The sequence below is a fragment of the Pseudohalocynthiibacter sp. F2068 genome (genome assembly GCF_023015645.1).
GTDB classification, from domain to species: Bacteria; Pseudomonadota; Alphaproteobacteria; order Rhodobacterales; family Rhodobacteraceae; genus Pseudohalocynthiibacter; species Pseudohalocynthiibacter aestuariivivens.
On sequence record NZ_JALKAK010000003.1, the window covers coordinates 278,167 to 302,195 of the forward strand.

At 52.5% G+C, this 24,029-nt stretch carries 19 protein-coding genes and 1 pseudogene; 14 read left to right on the plus strand and 6 right to left on the minus strand.

Annotation, left to right across the window (positions count from 1 at the left end):
- Positions 1-34: 34 nt before the first annotated feature.
- A complete protein-coding gene (locus MWU63_RS05770) occupies positions 35-709 on the plus strand; it encodes a DNA alkylation repair protein (protein WP_213888403.1) in 675 nt (224 codons plus the stop codon).
- Positions 710-728: 19 nt separating this feature from the next.
- Here MWU63_RS05770 and MWU63_RS05775 read toward each other — a convergent pair whose 3' ends face one another.
- Positions 729-1,208: a hypothetical protein gene (locus tag MWU63_RS05775; RefSeq protein ID WP_213888404.1), complete on the minus strand. Its 480-nt coding sequence runs from the start codon at positions 1,206-1,208 to the stop codon at positions 729-731.
- An 86-nt stretch (positions 1,209-1,294) separates the two neighbouring features.
- Between MWU63_RS05775 and moaA the strand changes: the two genes are divergently transcribed.
- Both moaA and MWU63_RS05785 read left to right on the plus strand, forming a co-directional pair.
- On the plus strand, positions 1,295-2,302 hold the full coding sequence (moaA, locus tag MWU63_RS05780; RefSeq protein WP_213888469.1) for a GTP 3',8-cyclase MoaA: 1,008 nt from the start codon (positions 1,295-1,297) through the stop codon (positions 2,300-2,302).
- Positions 2,299-2,778, plus strand: coding sequence for an RES family NAD+ phosphorylase (locus MWU63_RS05785; RefSeq protein WP_213888405.1), 480 nt, complete (start codon positions 2,299-2,301; stop codon positions 2,776-2,778). Before moaA ends, MWU63_RS05785 begins: the two co-directional genes overlap by 4 nt.
- A 40-nt stretch (positions 2,779-2,818) precedes the next feature.
- Here MWU63_RS05785 and MWU63_RS05790 read toward each other — a convergent pair whose 3' ends face one another.
- Genes MWU63_RS05790 through MWU63_RS05800 form a run of 3 tightly spaced genes read right to left on the minus strand, consistent with a single transcriptional unit; the run spans position 2,819 to position 7,003 of the window.
- On the minus strand, positions 2,819-3,982 hold the full coding sequence (locus MWU63_RS05790) for a M20 aminoacylase family protein (protein ID WP_213888406.1): 1,164 nt from the start codon (positions 3,980-3,982) through the stop codon (positions 2,819-2,821).
- Positions 3,983-3,985: 3 nt separating this feature from the next.
- Positions 3,986-5,152 carry an acetylornithine deacetylase gene (gene argE, locus MWU63_RS05795; RefSeq protein WP_213888407.1) on the minus strand — a complete coding sequence of 389 codons (1,167 nt, stop codon included), beginning with the start codon at positions 5,150-5,152 and terminating at the stop codon, positions 3,986-3,988.
- 33 nt (positions 5,153-5,185) lie between these two features.
- Complete coding sequence (locus MWU63_RS05800) at positions 5,186-7,003, minus strand: ABC transporter ATP-binding protein (RefSeq protein WP_213888408.1); 1,818 nt, start codon at positions 7,001-7,003, stop codon at positions 5,186-5,188.
- A 374-nt stretch (positions 7,004-7,377) separates the two neighbouring features.
- Between MWU63_RS05800 and MWU63_RS05805 the strand changes: the two genes are divergently transcribed.
- The 7 genes from MWU63_RS05805 (at position 7,378) to MWU63_RS05835 (ending at position 15,673) form a co-directional block, all read left to right on the plus strand.
- Positions 7,378-9,078 (plus strand): peptide ABC transporter substrate-binding protein, encoded by a 1,701-nt coding sequence (locus tag MWU63_RS05805; protein WP_213888409.1) that lies wholly within the window; start codon positions 7,378-7,380, stop codon positions 9,076-9,078.
- Between the two features lie 87 nt (positions 9,079-9,165).
- Positions 9,166-10,173, plus strand: a complete 1,008-nt coding sequence (locus tag MWU63_RS05810) for an ABC transporter permease (RefSeq protein ID WP_213888410.1) — start codon at positions 9,166-9,168, stop codon at positions 10,171-10,173.
- A complete protein-coding gene (locus MWU63_RS05815; protein ID WP_213888411.1) occupies positions 10,166-11,074 on the plus strand; it encodes an ABC transporter permease in 909 nt (302 codons plus the stop codon). The genes MWU63_RS05810 and MWU63_RS05815 overlap by 8 nt, the downstream gene beginning before the upstream one ends.
- Before the next feature lie 544 nt (positions 11,075-11,618).
- Positions 11,619-12,677 carry a Hint domain-containing protein gene (locus tag MWU63_RS05820; protein WP_247077207.1) on the plus strand — a complete coding sequence of 353 codons (1,059 nt, stop codon included), beginning with the start codon at positions 11,619-11,621 and terminating at the stop codon, positions 12,675-12,677.
- 217 nt (positions 12,678-12,894) lie between these two features.
- A complete protein-coding gene (locus MWU63_RS05825) occupies positions 12,895-13,299 on the plus strand; it encodes a TadE/TadG family type IV pilus assembly protein (protein WP_247077209.1) in 405 nt (134 codons plus the stop codon).
- A gap of 2 nt (positions 13,300-13,301) precedes the next feature.
- A complete protein-coding gene (locus MWU63_RS05830; protein WP_247077211.1) occupies positions 13,302-14,627 on the plus strand; it encodes a Tad domain-containing protein in 1,326 nt (441 codons plus the stop codon).
- A gap of 491 nt (positions 14,628-15,118) precedes the next feature.
- Positions 15,119-15,673: a hypothetical protein gene (locus MWU63_RS05835; RefSeq protein WP_247077213.1), complete on the plus strand. Its 555-nt coding sequence runs from the start codon at positions 15,119-15,121 to the stop codon at positions 15,671-15,673.
- A gap of 179 nt (positions 15,674-15,852) precedes the next feature.
- Here MWU63_RS05835 and MWU63_RS05840 read toward each other — a convergent pair whose 3' ends face one another.
- A complete protein-coding gene (locus MWU63_RS05840; RefSeq protein WP_247077221.1) occupies positions 15,853-16,770 on the minus strand; it encodes a LysR substrate-binding domain-containing protein in 918 nt (305 codons plus the stop codon).
- Positions 16,771-16,873: 103 nt separating this feature from the next.
- Between MWU63_RS05840 and MWU63_RS05845 the strand changes: the two genes are divergently transcribed.
- From MWU63_RS05845 to MWU63_RS05855, 3 genes and pseudogenes are all read left to right on the plus strand, one after another.
- Positions 16,874-17,734 carry an NAD(P)-binding domain-containing protein gene (locus MWU63_RS05845; protein WP_247077223.1) on the plus strand — a complete coding sequence of 287 codons (861 nt, stop codon included), beginning with the start codon at positions 16,874-16,876 and terminating at the stop codon, positions 17,732-17,734.
- A gap of 150 nt (positions 17,735-17,884) precedes the next feature.
- Positions 17,885-18,936, plus strand: a pseudogene (locus tag MWU63_RS05850) (IS110 family transposase).
- A gap of 544 nt (positions 18,937-19,480) precedes the next feature.
- Positions 19,481-20,095, plus strand: a complete 615-nt coding sequence (locus MWU63_RS05855; RefSeq protein WP_247077225.1) for a hypothetical protein — start codon at positions 19,481-19,483, stop codon at positions 20,093-20,095.
- A 401-nt stretch (positions 20,096-20,496) separates the two neighbouring features.
- Here the strand turns inward: MWU63_RS05855 and MWU63_RS05860 are convergent, their stop codons facing one another.
- Positions 20,497-21,990 carry a hypothetical protein gene (locus MWU63_RS05860; RefSeq protein WP_247077227.1) on the minus strand — a complete coding sequence of 498 codons (1,494 nt, stop codon included), beginning with the start codon at positions 21,988-21,990 and terminating at the stop codon, positions 20,497-20,499.
- A 134-nt stretch (positions 21,991-22,124) separates the two neighbouring features.
- Between MWU63_RS05860 and MWU63_RS05865 the strand changes: the two genes are divergently transcribed.
- Positions 22,125-23,726: a winged helix-turn-helix domain-containing protein gene (locus tag MWU63_RS05865; protein ID WP_247077229.1), complete on the plus strand. Its 1,602-nt coding sequence runs from the start codon at positions 22,125-22,127 to the stop codon at positions 23,724-23,726.
- Positions 23,727-24,029 lie beyond the last annotated feature (303 nt).

Below are 24,029 nucleotides of genomic sequence, written 5' to 3' on the forward strand. Positions count from 1 at the left end.
CTAACGACCGTCTAAATGTACAGGAACACCAAAAATGACCCCAGAGGACGCGCTTGAAGAACTTCGCGCTTTTTCCCAACCTGGAAAAGCGTTGCAGATGGCGGCGTATCACAAAGTTGACCGTGTTTTTTTGGGTGTCGCCAACCCCGATATCGATGCGGCACAAAAAACCTGGCGCAATTCGCTTGATGTTTCGGAACGTGTTGCGCTTGCAGATGGGCTCTGGCAATCCGGTATCTTCGAAGCGCGGATTGCTGCGGCAAAACTGCTGACGCAGGCCCGTCTTCGCCCGGACGAGACAGCATGGGCGCTAATCCAAAGTTGGGTGCCAGAATTCGATTGCTGGGCACTTGCCGATCATGTTTGTATTGCAGGGCAGAAGCGACTGATCGCAGATCCGTCGCGGATTGAAGCGGTAGAGACCTGGACCAAATCCGAACATATGTGGACCCGGCGCGCTGCAATGGTAATCACGTTACCCTGGACCAAACAAAATCACCCAAAGCCGCAGGATCTGGCAATTCGTGACCGGGTATTGGGCTGGGCTGCGGCATACGTCGCAGATCGTGACTGGTTCATCCAGAAATCGATTGGCTGGTGGTTACGCGAGCTTTCCAAACACGACAGACCGCGTGTTGAGGCGTTTCTGGAAAAACACGGTCAGGAAATGAAAAGCTTTGCGCGTAAAGAAGCCGCTAAATATCTGTAAATTACATGCGGTTGGAATTTCAGCGTGCGTAGACCGTTACTTCAGGCAAGCTCGCCAACGGCGCATCAAGCAATCGCATTGCCGCAAGTGATATCCGGCTCCCTGCCCCGTCGATTGGCAAAAGGTCAACATTCACCGATCGCCCATTGGCACCGTAATACACACGGCCCGCTCTGGCTGTATTGACAAGTGGTGTTTTGAGCCAGAACCCCGCTTCAGTTGGATCACCAAGCGAAACAACGGTAGACCCAAGCACCCTTTCACCCTGCGACGCAGACCCCGCAGCGGCCTGGCGTTCTGCGGCGGTGGTTGTATCAAAATCCTCTGGCGTGCGTGCGTCTTCAAACCCAGTGTCATCCGGCCTCGGTGCAGGACGGGGCGCGCTCCCCGCTTCCGAAGCAGAGCTGTCTTCGCGAAAAATTTCAAAAAACTCTTGGCCGCAACCAGAAAGGCCAAACCCTAGAGATAAAACGCAAACAAAATTTTGATACTGTTTCATAATTCCATTTCTAGTGATCTTTACGCATTCGTTCAACGCAAAGAAGTGACTTGCCGCCGACCGCGCGCGCGCATACGTTTACCGCTATGATAACGCCACTGATAGATCCCTTCCAGCGCGCCATCACCTACCTGCGGGTTTCGGTGACGGACCGTTGTGATTTTCGCTGTGTTTACTGCATGTCGGAAAATATGACCTTTTTGCCCAAGAAAGAACTGCTGACACTGGAAGAGCTTGATCGGCTTTGCAGTACGTTCATCGGTTTGGGCGTGGAAAAACTGCGGATTACAGGCGGCGAACCGCTGGTGCGGCGTGGAATCATGACGTTTTTCGACTCTATGTCCCGGCACCTTGGCACAGGGGCACTGAAGGAGCTAACGCTTACAACCAACGGCTCGCAGCTCAAGAAATACGCGCAGGATCTGGTGAATGCCGGGGTAAAACGGGTCAACATTTCTCTCGATACGCTGGACGAGGCAAAATTTGCCGAGATTACCCGTTGGGGCCGTCTGAAACAGGTCATCGAAGGCATAGATGCCGCCCAGAAAGCCGGACTTCGTGTGAAAATCAACGCGGTTGCGCTGAAGGGTGTGAACGATGTTGAACTGTTCGACCTGACACGCTGGTGTGCAGAACGTGATATGGACCTCACCTTTATCGAGGTGATGCCGATGGGCGATATCGGTAATGAGGATCGGCTTGATCAATACTGGCCGCTCAGCGATTTACGCGCGCAGCTTGAGACACGGTTCACAACCACCGACCTGGCGGAACGCACAGGCGGGCCCGCACGGTACCTGCGGCTTGAAGAAACCGGCCAGAAGATTGGGCTTATCACCCCGTTGACCCATAATTTCTGCGAAAGCTGCAACCGCGTGCGTGTGACCTGCACCGGGGAAATCTACACGTGTCTTGGGCAAGAAGGCCATGCAGACCTGCGTGAGCCTCTGCGCGCCAACCCAGAGCACGATGCGCCCTTACAGGATGCGATCCGTGCCGCAATCGGTCTGAAGCCGAAAGGTCATGATTTTGACTATTCCCGCCAGCGCACAGATGGGCAAATGTCACGGCACATGAGCCATACGGGCGGATGACACAGCACCTGATCCCGGTTTCCGGGGTCTTTTACCGGCTGGTCTTTAGCACCACACGCAATGCCCCGATCACGGCCGCTAAAACGCCGCAAGGTCGTTTTCACTACAATGGCCAGTCTGCGCTTTACATGTCTCCGACCAAGGAATGGGCTGCGAAAGCTTTAAAAGTTTATGTACGCCCTGACGATCCCCCGCGCGAATTCATCTCGCTCAATGTTACGGGTGCAAAAATTCTGGACCTGCGCAAAGCATCTGTCAGAGAGGCGTTTCAGATCAGACTTCCTGATATCAGGGCGCATTGGCGCGAAGAAACGGCCAATGGAAGCCCCGGTTCCAGTTGGAAAGTTTCAGATCGTGCAAGAGAGCTACAGGCCGACGGCCTTTTCTACCCGTCCCGCACAGAACAGGCGCGCTGGAACCTTGTTCTTTTTCGCTGGAACAAGGCTGGCGCACCTTCTGTTGAATACACTGACTAAGCTAAAACGGGCAGCATCCAAAGCGGATGCCGCCTGATTTTTAAGCTGCCGGCATCCTGCTTTCGATGATCCCGGCCCACCAGCTACAGCCTGCGGGGATCACTTCGTCATCAAAATTATATTCTGGATGATGCACCATTGCCGTGTCACCATTGCCAACCAGAATGTAGGCACCGGGCCGAGCATTTAGCATAAAGGCGAAATCCTCGCCCCCCATCACAAGGGGTGCATCGGCACAATCGCCTGACACATTGATGGCAACTTTGGCAGCAAACTCAGTCTGTTCCTCGGAATTCACCATCACCGGATAGCCGCGTTCATAGTTGACAACCGCTTTCGCACCAAAGGCTTCGGCAGTGGTTTCAGCAAGCTTTTTCAGCCGCGCCTCGGCCAGATCCTGAACGTCATCGTCAAGTGTGCGGACAGTCCCCCGCAGCTTCACTTTTTGCGGGATCACGTTGTGAGCTTTTGACTCAGTCTCAAACGAAGTCACTGAAACAACAACTTGTTCCACCGGGTTCACATTCCGGCTGGCGATGCTTTGCAATGCTACCACGATGTGACTGGCAACAAGTGTGGTGTCGATACAGTCATGCGGTTTGGCGGCGTGGCCGCCTTTCCCCTCGACATCGATTTCAAACTGGTCAGCCGCTGCAAAAAACGCACCCGGACGAATTGAAAAACTGCCAACCGGTGCGCCGGGCCAGTTGTGCATGCCGTAAACCTCGTCGATGTTCCAGCGTTCCATCATGCCATCATCAACCATTTCCTTGCCGCCGCCGCCGCCTTCTTCGGCGGGCTGAAAGATCACCACACAGGTGCCGTCAAAATTTCGGGTTTCAGACAGGTATTTCGCCGCGCCAAGCAGCATCGAAGTATGGCCGTCATGCCCACAGGCGTGCATTTTTCCGGGAGTCTTTGACGCATAGTCGAGCCCCGTTGCTTCAAGGATTGGCAAAGCGTCCATATCAGCGCGCAACCCAATGGTTCTGCCTGAATTATTGGTTTTGCCTTTAATTACAGCAACAACGCCAGTACGTCCGATGCCAGTCGCAATCTCATCGACACCAAAACTTTTAAGCTTTTCTTCCACAAAAGCCGAGGTTTCATGCGTGTCAAACAGCAGTTCCGGGTTTTCGTGCAGATGGCGGCGCCATTCTGCTATTTCTGGTTGAAGCTCGGCAAATCTGTTCTTAATCGGCATGGGTTATTCCTTAGCAAGATGGTCAACAAGGCGGTGCATGAACTGCTCTCCGGCGTTGAATTGTTCAATCGTAATGTATTCGTTTGGCTGGTGGGCCTGCGCGATGTCACCGGGTCCGCAGATAACGGCGGAATACCCGCGTTCCTGAAACTGTCCGGCTTCGGTTCCGTAAGACACGACGTGAGTTGCGTTATCCCCCGTCAAGGCACGCGCAAGCGCCTCGGAAGCACCAGCCTCTTCGGGTTTCAAGGCTGGAACATCAAAGCAGAGTTCGGCGTCTATGCCCGCGTCCGGGTGGATCGCTTTCATGGAAGCCTCAACCTTTTTGACCTCTGCCATAAAGGCAGCGTTCCAATCGTCCTGGTTGTCCCCTGGAACACAGCGGAAACTAAGCACAAAATTACAGTCCTTGGCCGTAATATTATGCGCTGTGCCACCTGAAATCATACCGACATGTATCGTGGTAAAGGGCGGGTCAAACATTTCCGCTAATGGCCCGGGGGTGCGGGCCTGATTTTCCGCATTCATGCGATTGGCCCACTCGATCAGCCTGGCCCCTTCCATGATTGCACTCACACCTGTGTGCATCAGCGATGAATGCACCTCAAAGCCTTTCATATGCACCGCAAACCCTGTGCCGCCCTTGTGCCCATTTACCGCCTTCATCATCGAAGGCTCGCCGACGATCACTGCACTGGCCGAAGGCAGTACGGTTTTCATATGATCGATCATCGGTGGCGCCCCAAGGCAGCCGACTTCTTCGTCATAAGACAGAGCAATTTGCAAAGGGCGTTTAATGCCGCGTTCCAGCGCAAGCGGAACTGCGGCCAGCGCCAAGGCATCAAAGCCTTTCATGTCACAGGTGCCACGGCCATAAAGCCGACCGTCTTTTTCAAAAACACTGAAGGGGTCTGTGTCCCATGCCTGCCCATCGACTGGCACGACATCTGTGTGGCCCGACAGCACAACTCCACCTTCAACTTCCGGTCCGACAAGGGCGTAAAGGCTGTGTTTGGTGCCATCCTCGTTCGGCACGCGGTGCGAGGTCACACCGAAGGATGAAAGATAATCTTCCACCCAATCGATCAGATCAAGATTGGAATCGCGACTGACAGTGGGAAAGGAAACCAACTTTTCCATCAGGTCGCGCGCAGACATTCGCATCGGCATTCAATCTATCCTTCTGATCAAAAATTGAGCGGTTTAGTCGTTTTGCAAAACAAAATGCCCCGGAGAAACCTCGCTGTAGACAGAAGGCCCCGGCTCATACCCTACTGGAAAAATCGGTGAAGGGATTGGCTTAAAGTTCATCTCTTTGCCGATCAGTTTCTTTCGGGGGTCCGCAACAGGAACAGCAGACAGAAGCGCCTGAGTATAGCTGTGCTGCGGGTGTTCAAAAACCCGCGCTCTTGGCCCGATTTCAACAATCCGGCCCAAATACATAACTGCGGTATGATGGCTGACGCGTTCGACAACAGCCATGTCATGACTGATAAACAGCAGCGCGATACCCAAGTCCTGTTGCAGCTCCATCATCAGGTTCAGCACCTGCGCCTGTACGGAAACATCAAGCGCTGACACCGCCTCATCCGCGATGATGAGTTTCGGGTTCAGTGCCAGAGCCCGCGCAATAGCGATACGCTGACGTTGCCCACCGGACAATTCGTGGGGATAACGACGCATGAAGTTGCGTGGTAAATGTACGCGATCAAAAAGCGTCGCAACACGATCTGTCAGTGAGGAACCCGAATCGAGTTTGTAATTTCGCAGAGGCTCTGCAACCTGATCGAACAAACGCACTTGCGGGTTAAGCGATGCGAACGGGTCCTGGAAAACCATCTGCATATTGCGACGCGCCATGCGCATATCGTCAGTCGACAAGCTAAGAATATCTTGCCCGTCCATGTAAACCTCGCCGGATGTCGGCTCAACAAGCCGCAGGATCGACCGTCCACAGGTGGATTTTCCGCAACCCGATTCCCCGACAAGCGACAAGGTTTGCCCAGCCTTCAGCGAAAAAGAGACATCTTCGACCGCATGTACATTCGCGACCGTTCTGCGAAACAAGCCCTTTTTCACCGGAAAGCGTGTGATCAGGTTTTTGACTTCAAGCAGCACTTCGGGGTTTTCCCCGGCGGCCGGTGCCTTCGCCTCTGCAGCCTCCTGCCCCATGATCCGCATTGGTTCCGGCGCAGATTTACCCCGCATCTCACCAAGCTTTGGTACAGCCGCCAACAGCGCCTTGGTGTAATCTTCTTTCGGGTTTTCGAAGATTTCCTCGACAGTGCCTTCTTCGACCATATTGCCCCGGTACATGACGATCACACGATCCGCCATTTGTGCGACCACCGCCATATCGTGCGTAATAAACAACACGGCCATGCCATTTTCACGCTTCAGGCGGTCAATAAGTGAAAGGATCTCTGCCTGAATGGTCACATCAAGCGCAGTTGTCGGCTCGTCCGCGATCAGCAGTTTCGGCTCGCACGCCATCGCCATCGCAATCACAACACGCTGGCGCATTCCACCGGAAAGTTCGTGGGGATATTGGTTTACCCGGCTTTCAGGTTCTGGAATCCGCACTTGACGTAGCAGTTCGATCGCACGTGCCTTTGCTTCTGCGTCGGTCATGCCCATGTGCAATTTCAGGCCTTCGGTCAGTTGGCGCCCGACAGTAAACACCGGATTGAGCGAGGTCATCGGCTCTTGAAAGATCATCCCGATTTCGTTGCCGCGAATATCGCGCATCTTGTCAGAATCAGCCTGCGATAGTTCTACGGTTTCATCTTCGCTGCGTTTGAACAGAAGTGTGCCACCGGAAATTTCGCCGCCGCCAAACTCCACAAGGCGCATCAGCGACAAGGAAGAAACGGATTTCCCTGATCCCGATTCACCCACGATACAAAGGGTTTCACCCGGTTTGATCTGAAACGTGACATCTTCGACGCCAACAACCATACCACTAGACGTCTCAAACTCGACCCGCAAATTTTTCACGTCTACAAGCGGTTGATCCAGCATTTCGGGCGAGCTCCCTGTTCTTCTTCTGAAAGCACGCTACGCGCCAATTTGCAAAGCTGTCAAACACCTTGGCGTCTCAAAGGAGAGATAAGATTCGGGATTATTTTGAGTTTACCACCGGTCACTTGGCCCGATCAGGACCTATTGTCTTTGTCATTTAGCGTTAGCGCTCGCTCAAACGCTCTTGTTTTCTTGCCTTTTTGGTCAATTTCTTTTTAGCCGCTTGCTTTTTCAACTGGATTTGTCTGAACTGTTGCCATGCCTGCCTGGTAAATTTCCCAAAGAGCCAACGCTCACAACGAGGAAAAACCGTGCCTGCAACAACTTCTGATGCTTCCCTTTAAAGGGCCGCATCATCCAACAAGGAGAGAAGAATGAACCTCAAAGCAACCCTACTGGGCGCTGCCGCCGCATTTGCCCTGGCCCCGATGGCCATGGCCGAGCGAGGCTCGGACGGCCAGCTTAACATTATCTATTGGCAAGCGCCTTCGATCATGAACCCTTATCTATCGGGTGGTACGAAAGAACTGGAGGCGGCGAGCCTCGTTATTGAACCACTTGCCCGGTATGACGAAACCGGCGCTATGGTCCCGTGGCTGGCAGAAGCAGTTCCAACCGTAGATAACGGTGGCGTCTCTGAAGATTTGACATCAATAACCTGGACCCTCAAAGAGGGGCTGGTATGGTCCGATGGATCTGCTGTGACCTCTGAAGACGTTCGTTTTTCCTGGCAGTATTGTACCGCTGACGGCGGTGGTTGTGCCCAAAGCGAAAAATTCAACAACGTCGTGGATGTTGAGATCGTCGACGAGCGGACCGTAACTGTTCGTTTTGATGCGCCAAAGCCCTTCCCATATGGCCCCTTCGTTGGCGCGCAGGCACCTATCATTCAGGCCGCGCAGTTTGCTGACTGCCTTGGCCCACGTGCACCTGAATGCACTGACGCAAATTTTAATCCCGTCGGCACAGGCCCTTTCACAGTGACGGAGTTTCGTCCAAATGACGTGATAGCGCTTGCAGCGAACGGAAACTACCGTGACCCTGCAAAACCTGCGTTTGCAACCGTGATCTTCAAAGGTGGTGGCGATGCAACATCGGCTGCCCGGGCAGTTTTTGAAACCGGAGAATTCGACTACGCATGGAACCTTCAACTTGCACCTGACGTGCTTGCAAGGATGGAAGCTGTAGGTAAAGGAACTGTAGTTTCAGCCTATGGTACCAGCGTTGAACGGATCATGGTCAACATGACCGATGTGAACCCTGATTTGGGTGATGAGCGTGGCACAGCAGCGCATCCACATCCGTTTTTAACGGATATCAATGTTCGCAAAGCAATGTCGATGTCAGTTGACCGGGAGCTTCTGAACGAAGTTGGTTATGGCCCAGCAGGCCGACCAACCTGTAATGTTTTGCCTGGTCCCGAGATTTACGCATCAGCCGCAAATGACAACTGTCTCGTACAGGATATTGAAGGCGCGAAAGCGCTTCTTGATGCCGCTGGCTGGGAAGTGGGCTCTGATGGTGTAAGGGTGAAAGACGGCGTGCGTTTGTCGGTCCTTTACCAAACCTCTACCAACGCCGTGCGGCAGGACTTTCAGGCGCTAATCAAAGGCTGGTGGGATGAAATCGGTATCGAAACCGAGCTACGCAACATTGACGCATCTGTGTTCTTTGGCTCGGATCCGGGTTCTCCTGATACGTTCCAAAAGTTCTTTGCCGATGTCGAAATGTACACAAACAACTTCGATGGCACAGATCCGGAAAGCTACATGGCGAACTGGGAATGCAAGCAGGCTCCGCGCCCTGAAACACAATGGCAAGGCAACAACATGCCACGTTATTGTTCGGAGGAGTATGATGCTTTGGTTGCTGAGTTTGCCGGAACGGCAGGCATTGAAAACCGCGCAGCTATAGCCAAAAGGCAAAACGATATGCTGATGCAGGATTATGTTATAATTCCGCTTGTTCACCGCGGTCGTGTGGCTGGTCACTCAAATGCATTGGGTGGAGTCGTTATGAACCCTTGGGACAGCGAGCTGTGGAATGCTGCTGACTGGCATCGCGTAAGCAACTAAACAGAATGACGATGCGATGAGCCCCCGCCTACGCGCGGGGCTCATTGCCTTTACGCTTATGATGTTCCTAGCGCGCCCGAGGCTTTCATGCTGAACTATACGATCCGTCGGCTGCTTGTTGCGATTCCGACGCTTCTTCTTATCTCGCTTGTGATCTTCCTGTTGCTGGAACTGGCACCGGGGGACCCAATGGCCAATGTGCCCCTAACCGTCCCACCGGAAGTGAAACAACAAATGCGCGAGGCTCTGGGCCTTGGGGAACCTTTGCCAATCCGTTTTTTCAAATGGATGACCCAGTTTTTCTGGATCGAACCCTTAAACTTGATTGATAATATTTTTGGAACCGGATTTGCCGAAGGCGAGCTGCGTGTGATCAGCTGGCAATGGCGCAGTTCCGTCATGGATGTTGTTGTTCAGCGCTTGCCGCAAACCCTATGGGTGGTTGGCCTGTCTTATGTGCTGGGCACACTGATAGCGCTTCCGATTGGTATCATCTCTGCCTACAAGCAATACTCCCTGTTCGACCAGTTGGGCACGTTTGTGTCGATGATCGGTTTCTCGGTTCCGACCTTCTTTACCGGCGTTCTGCTGATTGTAATCTTCTCGGTAAATCTGGGTTGGTTCCCGTCAATCTATGACACAACACATGTCGTAAGCGACTGGTCCAGCTTCGTATTTCAGCTTAAGCAGATGATCATGCCTGTCTCGGTGCTTGCACTTTACAACGCAGCCCAAATCAGCCGTTTCATGCGGGCCTCAATGCTCGACAATCTCAATCAGGACTATGTACGCACGGCACGCGCAAAGGGCCTCTCCGAACGGGTGGTTGTACTGGTGCATGTGCTGCGAAATTCGATGATCCCCGTTGTGACAGTCATCGCGCTTGGTGTGCCACAGGTCTTTGGCGGCGCCATCATTACGGAACAGGTATTCAAGGTGAATGGTCTGGGTCAGATGCTGATATCTGCCATTCAGGCAAACGATTTGCCCACCGTTCAGACCCTTACAGTGATCTTTGCGGTGCTGATCATCGTTTTCAACCTGATTGCCGACATACTTTACGGCATTCTGGACCCGAGGATCCGCTATGACTGATATTGCACAAATCGAAGAAGGCGCCTCTCGTAGTCAATGGTGGGATGTCTGGGATCAGTTCAAAACCCACAGAGGCGCGCTGATTGGCGCAGTTTTCTTTCTCCTTCTCGTTCTTGTCGTTTTCCTTGGGCCCTATGTTTGGACGCTGGACTACGAAGCAACGAATGCACGCGCACGTAACCTCCCCCCAAGTCTGGAGCACCCTTTCGGTACAGACCGCATTGGCCGGGATTTTTTCGCGCAGATGCTGAAAGGAGGCCAGACATCGCTTGCGGTTGGAATAGCCGCAATGCTGCTGTCGTTGTTCTTCGGAACACTCGTCGGGGTCGTAGCCGGGTACTATAAGCGTCTTGATGGTATTCTGATGCGGTTTACAGACCTGTTTCTCGCGCTGCCATTACTGCCTCTCTTGCTTGTTATCATCATGCTGTTTCGTGACCCGTTGCGGTCTGCCTTTGGTCCGGAAACCGGGATATTCATTCTGATTGTTGTCGTTATCGGCATTACAAGCTGGATGCAGACCGCCCGGATTGTACGTGGTGATGTCCTTGCCCTCAAAGAACGGGAATTTGTGCTGGCAGCGCGCTCAATCGGAACACCCAATGTGAAGATGATCATGCGGCATATCCTGCCGAATGTTTTGTCCCCGATCATGGTGTCTGCAACGTTGGGAATCGCAAATGCAATTATTACGGAAAGTGCTTTGTCATTCCTTGGTCTGGGGTTCCCCTCAGACTTCCCGACTTGGGGACGGCTGTTGTTTGACAGCACAGATTACCTGCAACAGTACCCCGAACGCGTTATATTGCCGGGCCTCGCGATTTCGCTTTCCGTGCTGTCGGTCAATTACATTGGCGACGGGCTACGTGATGCGCTCGACCCGCGCATTCGCGGGCGCTAAGCAATAACGAAAAGACGCTACCTTTACGAAAAGAGCCGTTTGCTCATCAAGGGGTCTCTGGGCGATGGGTTGCTTACGGTTCTGACTCGCCTCTTTTGCTTGAAAGGTATTCGTCTATGGTGTCAACACTGCCATGGCTGGCTTTAATGTAACTGTCACATTCTTGGCCATGCAGCCTCTAAATTTTGAAAGATTCGCTCCAACCAAATCCGATTGAAACCGGGAACGAAACCCGCAAAGTCACTCGAATTTATCCGTCATCTGATGGTGCGGTCGAGAAGACTCGATACTCAACTATTTCTCGTAACTCATTAAAAATAAGGATTATTTGAGATGCGTCACACATAATTGTGTGACGCTATGTGTGACACAAAAAATGAGAACTTTGCGGTTTTTTAGATTTCTTTTCCCCAAATCACTTTTCAATCTCCAATGTTCCGCATTATTGCCTTTCAAATACCACGATGCTCCAAGATTGTTGGCGGTAACTAAGTTTGTAAACAAGGTGCCAGTACAAGTTCTTTGGGTATCGCGGAGCGCGTTAATGACATCAATGACTTTTTATGCTCGCGGAGATAGTGCGTCAGCAAACAATGGTTCCCTGAATGCTCAAGGTACCAATACAACTCCTACAACCGAGCTTGTTTTCACAAGCGGACCAACTGGTGACATTGTTCTTGACTACAACAATGGTGCGCAGGACCCCGATACCACTGTCTTAGTTGATGGTGTCGAGATGAATTTCACAGTCGAGTTTTCCGGTTTGCTCCCTTCCACAAACAAATTGTCGAATGTGAACGGGGAAGACCTTAGAGGTGAAGAAATTGTTGTTGTCACCACTGAAGATGGTCAAAGGTATTTTTTTCTGACGAACGGAACAACTTCTCTTGCGACCATGGATGACTTCCCGAACGGTGCACATGCTATTGAAGGTGTAGTATCCGGAACGGATGTGCTGATCTGTTTCTTACGAGGCACTTACATCCGTACGCCCAAGGGTGAAGTTCCCGTTGAAACTCTGCGTGCGGGTGACCTTGTAACGAATTCCAAGGGAAAGCAGATTGCTCTCAGGTGGGTTTCTTCACGCAAGCTTAGCCCCACGAACCTGATGTTGGAACCGAAGTATCGACCAATACGAGTTCCGGAAGGGAGCTTTGGGAATAACAAACCTTTTGCAGATTTGTGGCTCTCTCCCTTGCACAGAATTGTCGTGCGCGGATGGGAAGTGGAATTGTATTTTGGTGAAGTTGAAGTATTCGCAGCTACGAAGCATGTAGTGCAAAATCAAACAACTTCTCGATCAGCTCGGTTTCGCAACATAGAGTATTTTCACCTCCTTTTTGATCAGCACGACGTCGTGTTGGCAAACGGCTTGGAAACGGAAAGCCTATTCCCCGGAGACACAGCCATTGCTAGTCTGACTGAGGATGAACGGAACAAACTAGATCAAATACTAGAGGAACAGGGACATAGTATTGATAACTACGGATCGACCGCATTGCCGACGGTTACGAAGCATGAAGCGCATCTGTTAAAGCGCTCCGTCATCCAATCGGATGATTTAAGCCAAAGCGTAGGTGATCAGAAGCTGATAGCAGCCTGATGGTGTTCTTAACGTATTCAACTAATAATTGATCATATTGCAATGTGTATCTCCCGGAAGTTTCGCATTTAGCATCAACAAGCTCGAACCTTTCTTACTACTTCCAATATTGAAACAAATCACAATTCTGACACAGTTCGGTCACAAAAAAACCCTGATAAGTTCGAAATAATGGCAACTTGGGGGCATTCTGAGCACACTGAGGGGTGGTGAGCAGATGCAAACGGTACTAATCAGGGTTCTAGCTGCTTTTAGAAAAAGTGAGAGCGGTACAGCGACAATAGAAGCCGTCCTTTGGCTGCCAGTCTTCATTGCGTTTATTGCATTGGCGACGGACGCATCCTTTATTTTCTTTGGTCAAAATAAGGCTTACCGCATCGTTCAGGACGCAAACCGCAGCCTGTCTGTGGGCCGTCTGGAAACCGAAGCGGAAGTAGAGGCTTTTCTCACCAGCGCACTTTCAGGCATGTCGCCGAACGCAACAGTTTCTTCGACAATCGCAAGTGGCGCGGTAACAAGCCAAATCACGATCCCCACTTCTGATTTAACATCGATCAACATGATCTCTGCGCTTACAGGGCAAAATGTCTATGTCAGAGCGCGCCACCTAGTGGAGTATTGAAAATGTACATTTCATCTGAGAGCGATCAAGAATTCCAGTTCAATTTTCTTACAGATGAAAACGGCGCCATGACTATCTTTGGTCTCTTTGTTTTTGTTGTCATGATTTTTGTAAGCGCTGTTGCGGTTGATGTTGCGAACCTTATGGCCGCGCGCAACCAATTGCAGGTTGCTGCAGATACTGCAGCGCATGCTGCTCTATATTTCCGGGACACAAATGACGAAGACGCGGCGAAAGCAAAGGCCGTAGAGCTTGCTTCAGCGGGAATGCCCGTTTTGGTCTATGGAGAGGTTCTTTCAACCGATGATGTGCAATTTGGCACATGGGATTTTGACGCACAGGCCTTTAGTGCTGACAGCACTTCCAGAACCGCCGTCATGGTGACAACCAGACGCTTGTCAGAACGCTCAAACAGCATTGCCAGCTACCTGTTTCAATTTGCGGGTAAAAGTGATTGGGACGTGATTACCTCGGCTGTATTTACGACTTATAAGCCGACATGTTTCCGCGAAGGTTTTGTCGCTGATGACGTTGTCGATATCCAGAGTAATAATGGCTACTCAAACGGGTTCTGCATCCATTCAAACGAATATGTGTCCGTTAACTTAAACAACACTTTCGAACCCGGTACGGTCGTATCCATGCCCAACATGGATGAAATCGACCTGCCCCAATCAGGTTTTGAAAACAACGACGGCTTGCAGGCAGCGCTGCGCTCGGGCGTTTATCGGCTGCGGATTATCAACAAGCTGCAAGGCATCATTGCTGGTCTGGAAGTCGGGAATGACAAATATATTCCGGACTACATCACATCTGACGAACCCGTGGTTATATCAGGTGGTCACACGTTGGACGAAGACGATTTCATTCCTGGTCGCATTCACACCATGCACTGTACCGGTGCAGGTAAGGTAACAATCAGCCCAACTGTACCGCTGACCGAGATTGTTTTTGTCTCAGATTGCGAGATTAAATTTGGGGCTGGTACGATCCTACAAGATGTCGTTATCGCAACAACACATACAGGTGCGACGTCGATGAACAGTCCGGCTTCATTTCAGATTGGCCGTGACGACAATTGTGCCGAAGGTGGTGGCGCGCAGCTTCTCAGCTTAGGTGGTATGGATTTTGCCGCTGGGCTCAAGATGTTTGGTGGTCAGATTATTGCAAAAGGTGACGTTGAATTTTCTGCCGAAGCAAATGGCATCGAAGGCGCGTCTATAATCTCTGCAAGCACGATTTCGGGCACGTCCAATATGGAAATGGCTTTTTGCGGGACTGGCATGGAAAACAATTTTGAGGCTGAATACTTCCGGCTCGCCGGGTAGCAAGGCTGCAAGCAGTGGCAGCCCACGGCGCGATATAGGTGCATCTGGAAAAAATCTAAATCTTTTTTTCCAACCAGCACTTCAGTCCAATATCGCGCCGTTGGCCTCAATCAATACCGTCACTTCAGGAGTCTCCCAATCGACGCGAACGTCGTTGACCGCAGAAAACAGTTTCTTACGAAACTCTAAACTGCACACAACATATAAGACCCCCTCTATTGAAGTTCTTAGGGGCCGCGAGAAATTCAGTTACCTTCAAATCAGCATATACATTTTTCACAATTTTTGTTCAGTTTGAAAATGATGGAAAGCGGATTTTTCGCCTGTAATCTCTCCAATTGGCGCCAATGAAATAGTCGCGCTTGAAGAATAGATATGCGCCTGCCATCGTTTCAATCCCCTTCTATCGGCTGGATTGTAAACGATTTGGCCGAAAATTAGCCGCAATTGCTATTATTGGCCGCGAATAAGAAACAATAGAGGTAAAACACATGGCGCGTATCAATAGAGCACTACCAATCAATGCGGCACCTCGTGCAGGTGAAGCATTTGAAGCCGTCGACAATTTCGAGCTTCCGGCATCAGCCGCAGATATTATCCCCCGCGAAACGGTTCCAGTCGTGGCGAACGAGAATGCAGAGATTCCAGTAGATGGTGACAAGCCCGGGGAATTGCCTGAGGGTGCGATGGCGGGCATGGAACGCACAGCGCCTTTCGAAATAGCATCTCCGGCAGAAACAGTTGCAGCGGAAAAGGCAGGCTTGGAACTTCCGGACACTGCCGCAGGTATCATTCCCGGTGAAACAATCCCTGCTGTAGCGGATGGACATGCGACGGTTCCGAGTGTCGAAGAAATCCTTGCGGCGCTACCGACACCTCCCGCTCATGACTTTGAAGATGACCTCCTTGAATTGCCGCAAGAATCTATGGCCGAAGAACGTGGAAATTTTGGCACCCACGGTGCAAGTTTTGAGGACCACGGTGGAAGTTTTGAAGACCACGCAGGTAACTTCGATGATTTTAGTGAGGCCAACGATTTTTTCTAACTAAGAAATCGATTTTCTCAAATGACAGGGCTCGGAAGTGTTTTCCGAGCCCTACTTTATGGCTGCATGAAACGTCTGTGAGCTCGTGCATGGGGCGACTGAAAAGCTCTCAACATCATCAGCGGAAACGCTCTTATGCAGGACGAAGTTGCCTTTACGAAAGTCAGCTCTAGCGAAGCTTACAGCAAATGGGCTGGCTTCCAACGAAACAGGCTTTGCTCGTATTCGGTCATTGAATGCTGCAGCCATCGCATGAACAGGATCAGGATCGGGCGAATGGCCCCGGGCAGCGTTACCAGATAATATCCAATCTCAGGGATGGGGTCGTCGAACAACGCTACGAGCTTCCCTGCGTTCAATTCATCCGCAATAAAAGCAGGTACCGTTGCGCCAATTCCATCACCACGGCGAATGCCATCCAGCAACATATTCCCCGGCATGCGGACGACTTTTCGTTTTGTATTCGTTGAAATGCCTACCTTCTCTAGCCATAAGTCGAACTCTACGGAGGCGTGCTCCTGAAGTAACGGATAGTCGAGAAGCTCCGATGGATCGGTAAACACCCGATCGCCGATCAAATCCCGCGAAGCCACAACTGTCAAACAACCCGGTAACAAAAGTTGCGCGTTTAGCCCGGGCCACTGCCCGGTTCCATATCGGATTGCCAGATCAACGCCTCCGGGCTTCAGGGCAACGGCTTCAATAGTCGAATCGAGATTCAACTCGATATCTGGATATGCCTCGATGAAAGCTGAAAGACGCGGCATTAGGAAAGCACTGGAAAACATAGGCGTCGCGGACACTAACAATGGCCTTGCGGCTTCAGCATCCGACAAGTTCTCGGTGAGAGTTGCCACCGCCGCAAAGGCTTCAAGCAGGCCGACGGAGAGGTATTCCCCCTGTGAAGTCAGAGAGATGCCGTGTTGGGTGCGGGTTATGAGCCGCGTTCCAAGATGACGCTCAAGCACGCGGATTTGCTGGCTAACAGCAGAATGCGTGACGTTCAGGGCTGCCGCAGCTTTGGTCAGATTTTGATACTCGGCAGCAGCCGCAAAGGCTCTGAGGGATGTCAGCGAGGGGAGCGTGCGCCAATTCATACGTAAGATGATCTAACAACAAAGAAAGATTTACAACTGCGAAAACTTGCAGTTCTCGTCCATGCTGAAAAGCGAAACATGATTCCTGTGAATGGAGGATATAATGACTAATCTTGCTGTACTGGGCTTGGGCTCGATGGGGTCCGCTTTGGCACATTGTCTGCTCGAGGCAGGTCACAACATTAGCGTTTGGAACCGAACGCCTGACAAAGCGGAGGGGTTAGCTAAGGCGGGCGCAAAGGTCTTCGACTCGGCGGACGAAGCCGTAGCTGCCAGCGATTTCACAATAGTCTGCATAAAGAGCCACAGGGAAACGGTGGAATTGGTGGGTGGATTGAGCGTCCCGCTTACAGGCAAGACTATTTGCGATATGAGCACGGGCGACACGTCCGATGCAGATGCTTTGGTCGCGATGCTTGCAGAGCGCGGAGCAGATTACATGCTGGGCATGATCAACGCTTATCCGTCTGGTGTTGGCGAAAATGATGTGACGATCCTGACGGTCGGTAGTGCTGACGCGTGGGATCAATACGGTGACATCATCCGGACGTTAGGAGGGAAATCAGCCTATGTCGGTAAACAGCCCGCAGCGCTTGCGGCTTTGTTTGCCGGTCTGTTCACTGTTCGGCAGGGGTTCATGTTTGGTATGATTTACGGAGCACTTGTCTGTCAAAAAACCGGTATTCCCATGAAGGTTTTTTCTGACCAAATCCCAGCGACCCTCAAACTGGTCAACGACTACTACGATCTTTTTGCCAAGACTGTTCCGGCAGAAAATTATGATAATGCTGAAGCTTCATTGAAAATCTATGCATTGGCGCAAGAAGATGCTTTGAAAACGTTTCAGTCGCTCGACGCACCGGCTGAATTTATTCAGCTCATTTACGAGCGAACCAAGACCGCTTGGGACGAAGGTTTAGGCGAAAAGCAACTGACCGCCTTGGTCAAACATATGGCAGGCTGACAATCACAGTACCCTATACGCAAAACTGACCACTAATTGCAGGTTGTGAGATCGTTTGTCATGGTAAAGCATGCGTAATTGGGCTGCCTCTGTTCTGAGGTCGAGCTCCCGATAGGATCACAGGGTATCTGTGAACAAGGGAGATTGAAGATGGAATATTATGCTGGATTGGATGTGTCGCTGCGCTCGTGCGCGGTTTGCATCGCCGATACCTAGGGAAAAGTTGTGTTTGAACGCGAGCTTGCTTGTGAAGTTGGTGATATTTCAAACTGCCTGAGGGAATTTACACATCCGATTGAACGGATCGGTTTTGAGGCAGGTACGATGAGCCAACATTTATTCTTTGGTCTGCAAGCCGAGGTTGGTCTGCAAGCCGAGGTTTTTTTGTCGTTTACATGGAAGCGCGGCAAGTGAATGCGGCCCTTTCAGCGATGCACAACAAGACCGACAAGAACGACGCGCGAGGGATCGCTCAGATTCTGCGCACGGGATGGTTCAACCCGGTTCATATGAAGAGCCGCGAGGCGCATGGCCAAAGGGCTCTCTTGAGCAGCCGAAAGGCACTGCTCAACAAGACGATTGATCTTGCGAATGAAGTGCGCGGATTGTTGAAAATCTTTGGTTTGCGCCTACCCAAAACCGCCAGCCATGGCAGCTTTGACGGTGTTGTGTGGCCTTTGGTCCAAATGGATGATGTCCTCACACATGCTTTGTTACCTCAACTGGACGCGCGGGTCGCTCTCTATCAGCACTATCTTGAGCTGGATCGCCGCGTGAAGCGCGCCGCCAGCCACGATGAAGTCTGTATGCGGTTTATGACCGTTCCGGGCGTTGGGCCTATAGCTGCGCTCACGTTCAAAGCTGCTGTAGATGATCCTTCGCGGTTCAAAAGTTCCCGCACGGTTGCCGCGCATTTTGGTCTCACGCCGCGACGATACCAATCCGGCGAAAGCGACAATCCTGGCAGAATATCGCGAGCGGGCGACCGCGAGGTTCGATCAACACTTTATTCCGCCGCAAACGCGATGTTGATGCGAACGATGGCGGCCTCACAATTGAAGTCATGGGGCATGCGTTTGATGCGCACAAAGGGACGACGGCGCGCTGTTGTTGCTGTCGCGCGCAAGCTGGCGGTTCTGCTGCATCGTATGTGGATTGAAAATACGGAATTCCGTTTGGAAGGCGTGGAGGGTATCAAATGATTTAAGCTGACCCAACACATCACCAAACGGGATCGTCCTTTCTGGACGGGGTCTGTGGATGAAGCCGGATATGGCTGCTGCGCACCGAGAAGCGCGAGACGAAGCAAGGCTCTCCACAACCAATCCGACACATGCATGCAGCGGTACCGCATAGGCACCAAACAGACTGCGAAGGGAAGCGTGACCCGGATAAGTACGATGCCAAATCAATCAAAGGAAAAGAGCTTGACCGATAGACCCAATTAGAGAAGCCGCCATTCAGTCGAGGGCCTTGAGTGTCTGAAAAGGGCTCTCAGTTGGCATTCCTACGGACTGTACCGGCCGCCGCTCACCGGAAAAACGTGACTTCAGAATTGCCTCGGGAAAGTCGGCGTCCTACCGCTTGCCAGCTTTCGGTGCCTCACCACCTACGGATATGTTACCTTGTTGATAATCGGCCGACCACGCAGCCGGACTGCAAAAACGACCTTGAGGCGCGTTACTGTAAGCTACCTCGGACAGTTTTAAGCCAGCTTTCTGGCACCAAGAACTTTGGGAGGAAATTATGTCGCCACCGAAATACATGATGGTTACGGTTGCATCTTGTACGCCGTCTTATCTGGGCGAAGCGTTTAAGCATCTCGCAACGCTTACCGCGGAATTGAAACAGAAGGCGGGAGCAGCAACAACGCGTTTCGGAGTCTTAACGACTGGTGAGCAGACCGGACATCTGGTTCTTTTCCAGACTTATGAAGAAATGAATGGTATTGACGCGGCCTTCGGGGTCTATCAGTCATCTGCGGCTTACAAGTCGATCACTGGGAGTGGAGAGATAGCCGTCACTTTCAGAAACATTCTGAAGATTGAAGATCTGGGCCTAAAGAAGCCATCGACGGATGTCCCGGCCTACGGAGTCGTCACCCGCTGGGGATGCGCTGATCTGAAACTTGATGCGATGCGCAAGGAGGTCCACCATTTCGAAGACAACGGCGCGATGATCCTGCGTTACTGCACTATCATGACGGGCCCGGCGGCCGGTCGTCGAACACTTACGGTCGGCTATCCGTCCATGGATTCTATTGAGAAGACCTATGAAGCACTAAGGGGTAGCGCGGGTTACAATGCTCTTATCCAGAGCTTTGACATGGACTGGCGCAATATAATCCGTATCGCGGGGTAAGCCCCGTCACTCTTAACGTCGATTAATGTTGGGCACTCATTCGGGGCGCTCCTAAATGAGGTGGCGCCCTGAAACACTATTTGAGATGGACCAATAGAGAGTACAAATTGGCGGCATCGCAGAAAACGGGCAATGTGGACTCACTCCGGACCATAGCTGCACGGTGCGCCAATGACTGCTGAACGGACAAACTGAGCTTTCGCTGCATTTGCTCCAATATCTGGTCTGCGCTTGTGGCGGCCCCAATGGTCAGTCTCGAAGCGTGAAATGAAAGAGGATTGTTCAATCGGTTCGGATAGCCTGTCGGCCGCCGACGAATATCCTCCAAAAACGCGAGCCGCCCGGCGAAGATTGACGGCCGGCTTGCTGTCAACCGTAATCAATGTCGAAAGATTGCCTTCCTATTGTTCTGACGCCTTCGCCAACCCAAGAAGACTGCGGTGGCGGTTGGGTGATAATGCCAAAGCGGCCTGGTAAGCCTCTGCAGCTCCGTTCATGTCGCCGGTTGCCATCAACAAGTCACCCAGCAGTTCACGCGCAGGCAAGACGTGGCCGGGTGTGACGGGGGCCTTGCCAACCCTGTCCTCGATCTCTGCTGCTTTGCGCATTGATGTGACCGCAGACTCATTATCCCATTCCGTATATGCCACCCAGGCTTTGATGCCTTCGCTCTGAGCTTCAAGAAGCGCGAGCCAATAGTCCATCCCCCGCTTTTCTTCCATCGCCGAGCCAAGTTTTGCAAGTTCTGCCAGCGCATCCCGTGCGATAACACCATCTCCGGACCGCGCCGCACCAATTCCGATAGCGAACCAACGGATCGCAACAGCTTGTGGATAACGTTCCCAACTGACGGCTGGATGCAACATGCTGGGCAGGTGCGCAGCTGCAGCCCAGTCGCTTTGCTCCAAAGCGATGCGGGCTGGCGCTGCCGCTGCGGCGTAAGCAGTGCCGAAATTGTTTTCCAGATTGGGCGATTGTTCCAGACCGACAAGCATTTCCTGGGCTTGGTCGACCTGCTCCAACTGCAAATGAGCATAGACACCGTAGTCAACTGCATGCGGGTAATGGTTGGAAATGGCATCGCCGACGGATTGGTCGATGGCGGCTTTTGCGCTGCGAGTATTCAGTGCTATGGAGTCCTCCCAAAACCCCAAGCGGGTAAAGATATGTGTTGGCATGTGAAGAGCGTGCGGTACGTCGGGCGCAATCGACACGTAACCGCGCGCCACGTCCAGACCGCGGTTGGCCAAGGCCGGATGGTCATATGCATGGATGGAGTAGTGATACGCCCCCGGATGGCGCGGGGCATCGGCTCGCAACGAATCTGTTCGTGCACCCGATTCGATAAGGTCCGGCACGGCATCAGGTCCCTTCGGCGCCACCGTCATTTGCGCCAGCGATGCAAAGGCTCGTGCTTCGTGATCTTTTGGAAATGCATCAAGAACGGCGCGCTGTTCGGCGGCCCAGGCTGCAAGACGCGTGCGGTAGGGCACATCCTCGCCCTGGTAGAAGGCCAGAACGGCTTGGATGAATGCAGCTTCGTGCGCAGAGCCATGATCCATTTCAGAAAGCCGGGCGGCAGCTGTGTGGCCCGCCGCGGTTTCCTCGGGCGTCGGGCCGCCGGGCCAGAGTGGGTGGAACTTGGACATGGCGATGCCCCATTGTGCCATCGCGCAGTTTGGGTCTGCGGCTTCAGCGTCCATAAAAGCCTTGGCCGACTGGCGGTACATCATGTGGTGCAGCAATAAAAGACCAGTTTCGAACGCGGCCTCTCCTGCCTCGGTGCAACTGGTTTCAAAATGCACCTCTCCCAGATTTGCATGCCGATCCTGAGCGATTGCCCCGCTGGTTGCTCCGATCAGAATAAGTGGTAATACCATTGTCGAAACTTTCATGGATCCTCCTCCTTTGAGCGATAGGGCGGCCTGCCCCTTATCGGCCTCGCAACGGAAATTGATTTTCACGCGGCTTGCCGTCTTATATGCTTGAATTGGAGGTTAAAATTGTGCGTTTGGGCAAACGAAGAGTTTTGAAATCTTCTGAAATCGACCTCGGGGCGGCTATTTTCGATAGGACGACCGGGCGAGTTACCAATGTGAATCGAAAGGAATTGGAGCTACGGCACCAATCCCGAGAAGTGCTCGCCGCGCTGGTCAATCATCCCGGCGAGACGGTAACTCGCGAAGCAATGATTGACGACGTTTGGTCAGGTCGCGAGGTTGCAGCCGACAGCGTTGCGCAATGCATCGCCGAGATTAGGCGTGTTCTGGGAGATACCGACAAGCGCATCATTGAGACCGTTCCACGCGAGGGATACCGGCTGGTCCTTCCCGAACCCGACGTTCTGCCGTCGGGTCGGTTGCAGTTTGGTTCGCTTCCGGTTGTCGCTCTTCTAGTGCTGGCCTGTGTATTCGCTTTTGCGTTGCAGCGCACTGCCGCACCCTCCGAGCCGCCGGTGATCGCAGTGCTGCCTTTCGAGGATTTCAGCACAGCTCAACATCAGGGCTATCTGAGCGATGCGGTAGCCGAGAGCGTCATCACGGCTTTGGCACGATATTCACCACAGCTAGCGGTGATTTCGCGCCGCTCCAGCTTTCAGTTTCGCGACACAAATCAAGGCGTCTTGCAAATCGCAGAGCAACTGGGCGCCGATTTCATACTTGAAGGCAGCCAGCAATATGACGGATCACGATTGCGGATAACCGCGCAATTGATCGATGGCACCTCCGAAGCCCATATTTGGGCGGAGGAGATCGATGTGCCTCTGGGTGCATTGCTTGAAACGAACAGCCGGATAAGCCGGAAGATCGCCAATGCCGTCGGGATCAAGGTGGTCGATACCGCCGAAGCAAGCATGACCGCCGGTGACGTCAGCGCACTGATGATCGCCAATGCAGCGCAAAGCCGGATCATGCGAAGCTTTACGCGTGAAAACCTTCTGAAGAATATTGAAGAGCAGGAAAAGTCTATCAAAACGTACCCCAATTCGGCCTGGGGGTATCTCGGTCAGGCAATTTCGCTGCGTGTCGGGATGCGTTTCGGATGGATTGAAGGCGACGAAACGGCAACGCGCAAACGCATGTTGGAGCTCGCCCGTCGGGGGGTCGAACTCGATCCCAACAATTTCTTCGCCTATCACGCCCTGGGGCGTGCTCTGATGTTCAACCGCGATGTCGAGGCAGCAATCGGCGCCTTCCGGCGCGGGGTCGAATTGAATCCGTCGTCGTCGATAGTGGCCGGAGGACTGGCTGATGCGCTGGTCTATGTCGGCAAGACCGATGAGGCTTTGGAAGTGATCGAAACGATGGAGAATATCGACCCACTCTATGGGTTCAACGTCCAATGGGCGAAAGCCACGGCGCTATGGCAGATCGAAGAATGCGATCAAGCACTGGAGGCTTTTCAATCGGCGCCTTCCATGCCGGTTGCCGCCTACAAGATACTTGCGGCAATTCACCATTGCTTGGGCAATCTTGAAAAGGCAACTGACGTTATGGGGGATTACCTTACGGAAAACCCGACCTGGACGGTATCGAAGGAACGGGACATCAATACCGGTATGTGGACAGCCCCAGGATCGCTGGAGCGTTGGCTGGTCGCAATGGAAGCCGCCGGAATGCCAGAATACTGACGGCGCCCTCTGATCACGACTAAGCCGACATTCGTGCCAGGTGCAGCATCCGGAAAAGTGGGCTCACACCGGGATTTCGCCGCGAACGACCCGAACGGTCGGTCTAGGATGGGCTGCCATTCGCTGCGCCACCGGCGAGCTCACACAACGCGGAGAGGGTGTGTGAAAACTCCGCCAAGGCAAGATCGACGAGGACACCATTTCCATTCTCTGAGTTTTGCAGGACTTTGTTCCTAAGAACGCGGATGAGCAGGCTTCTGCCGGAACGAAATTCTTTGAAGTTTGGCGTTTAGGGAGTTTTAA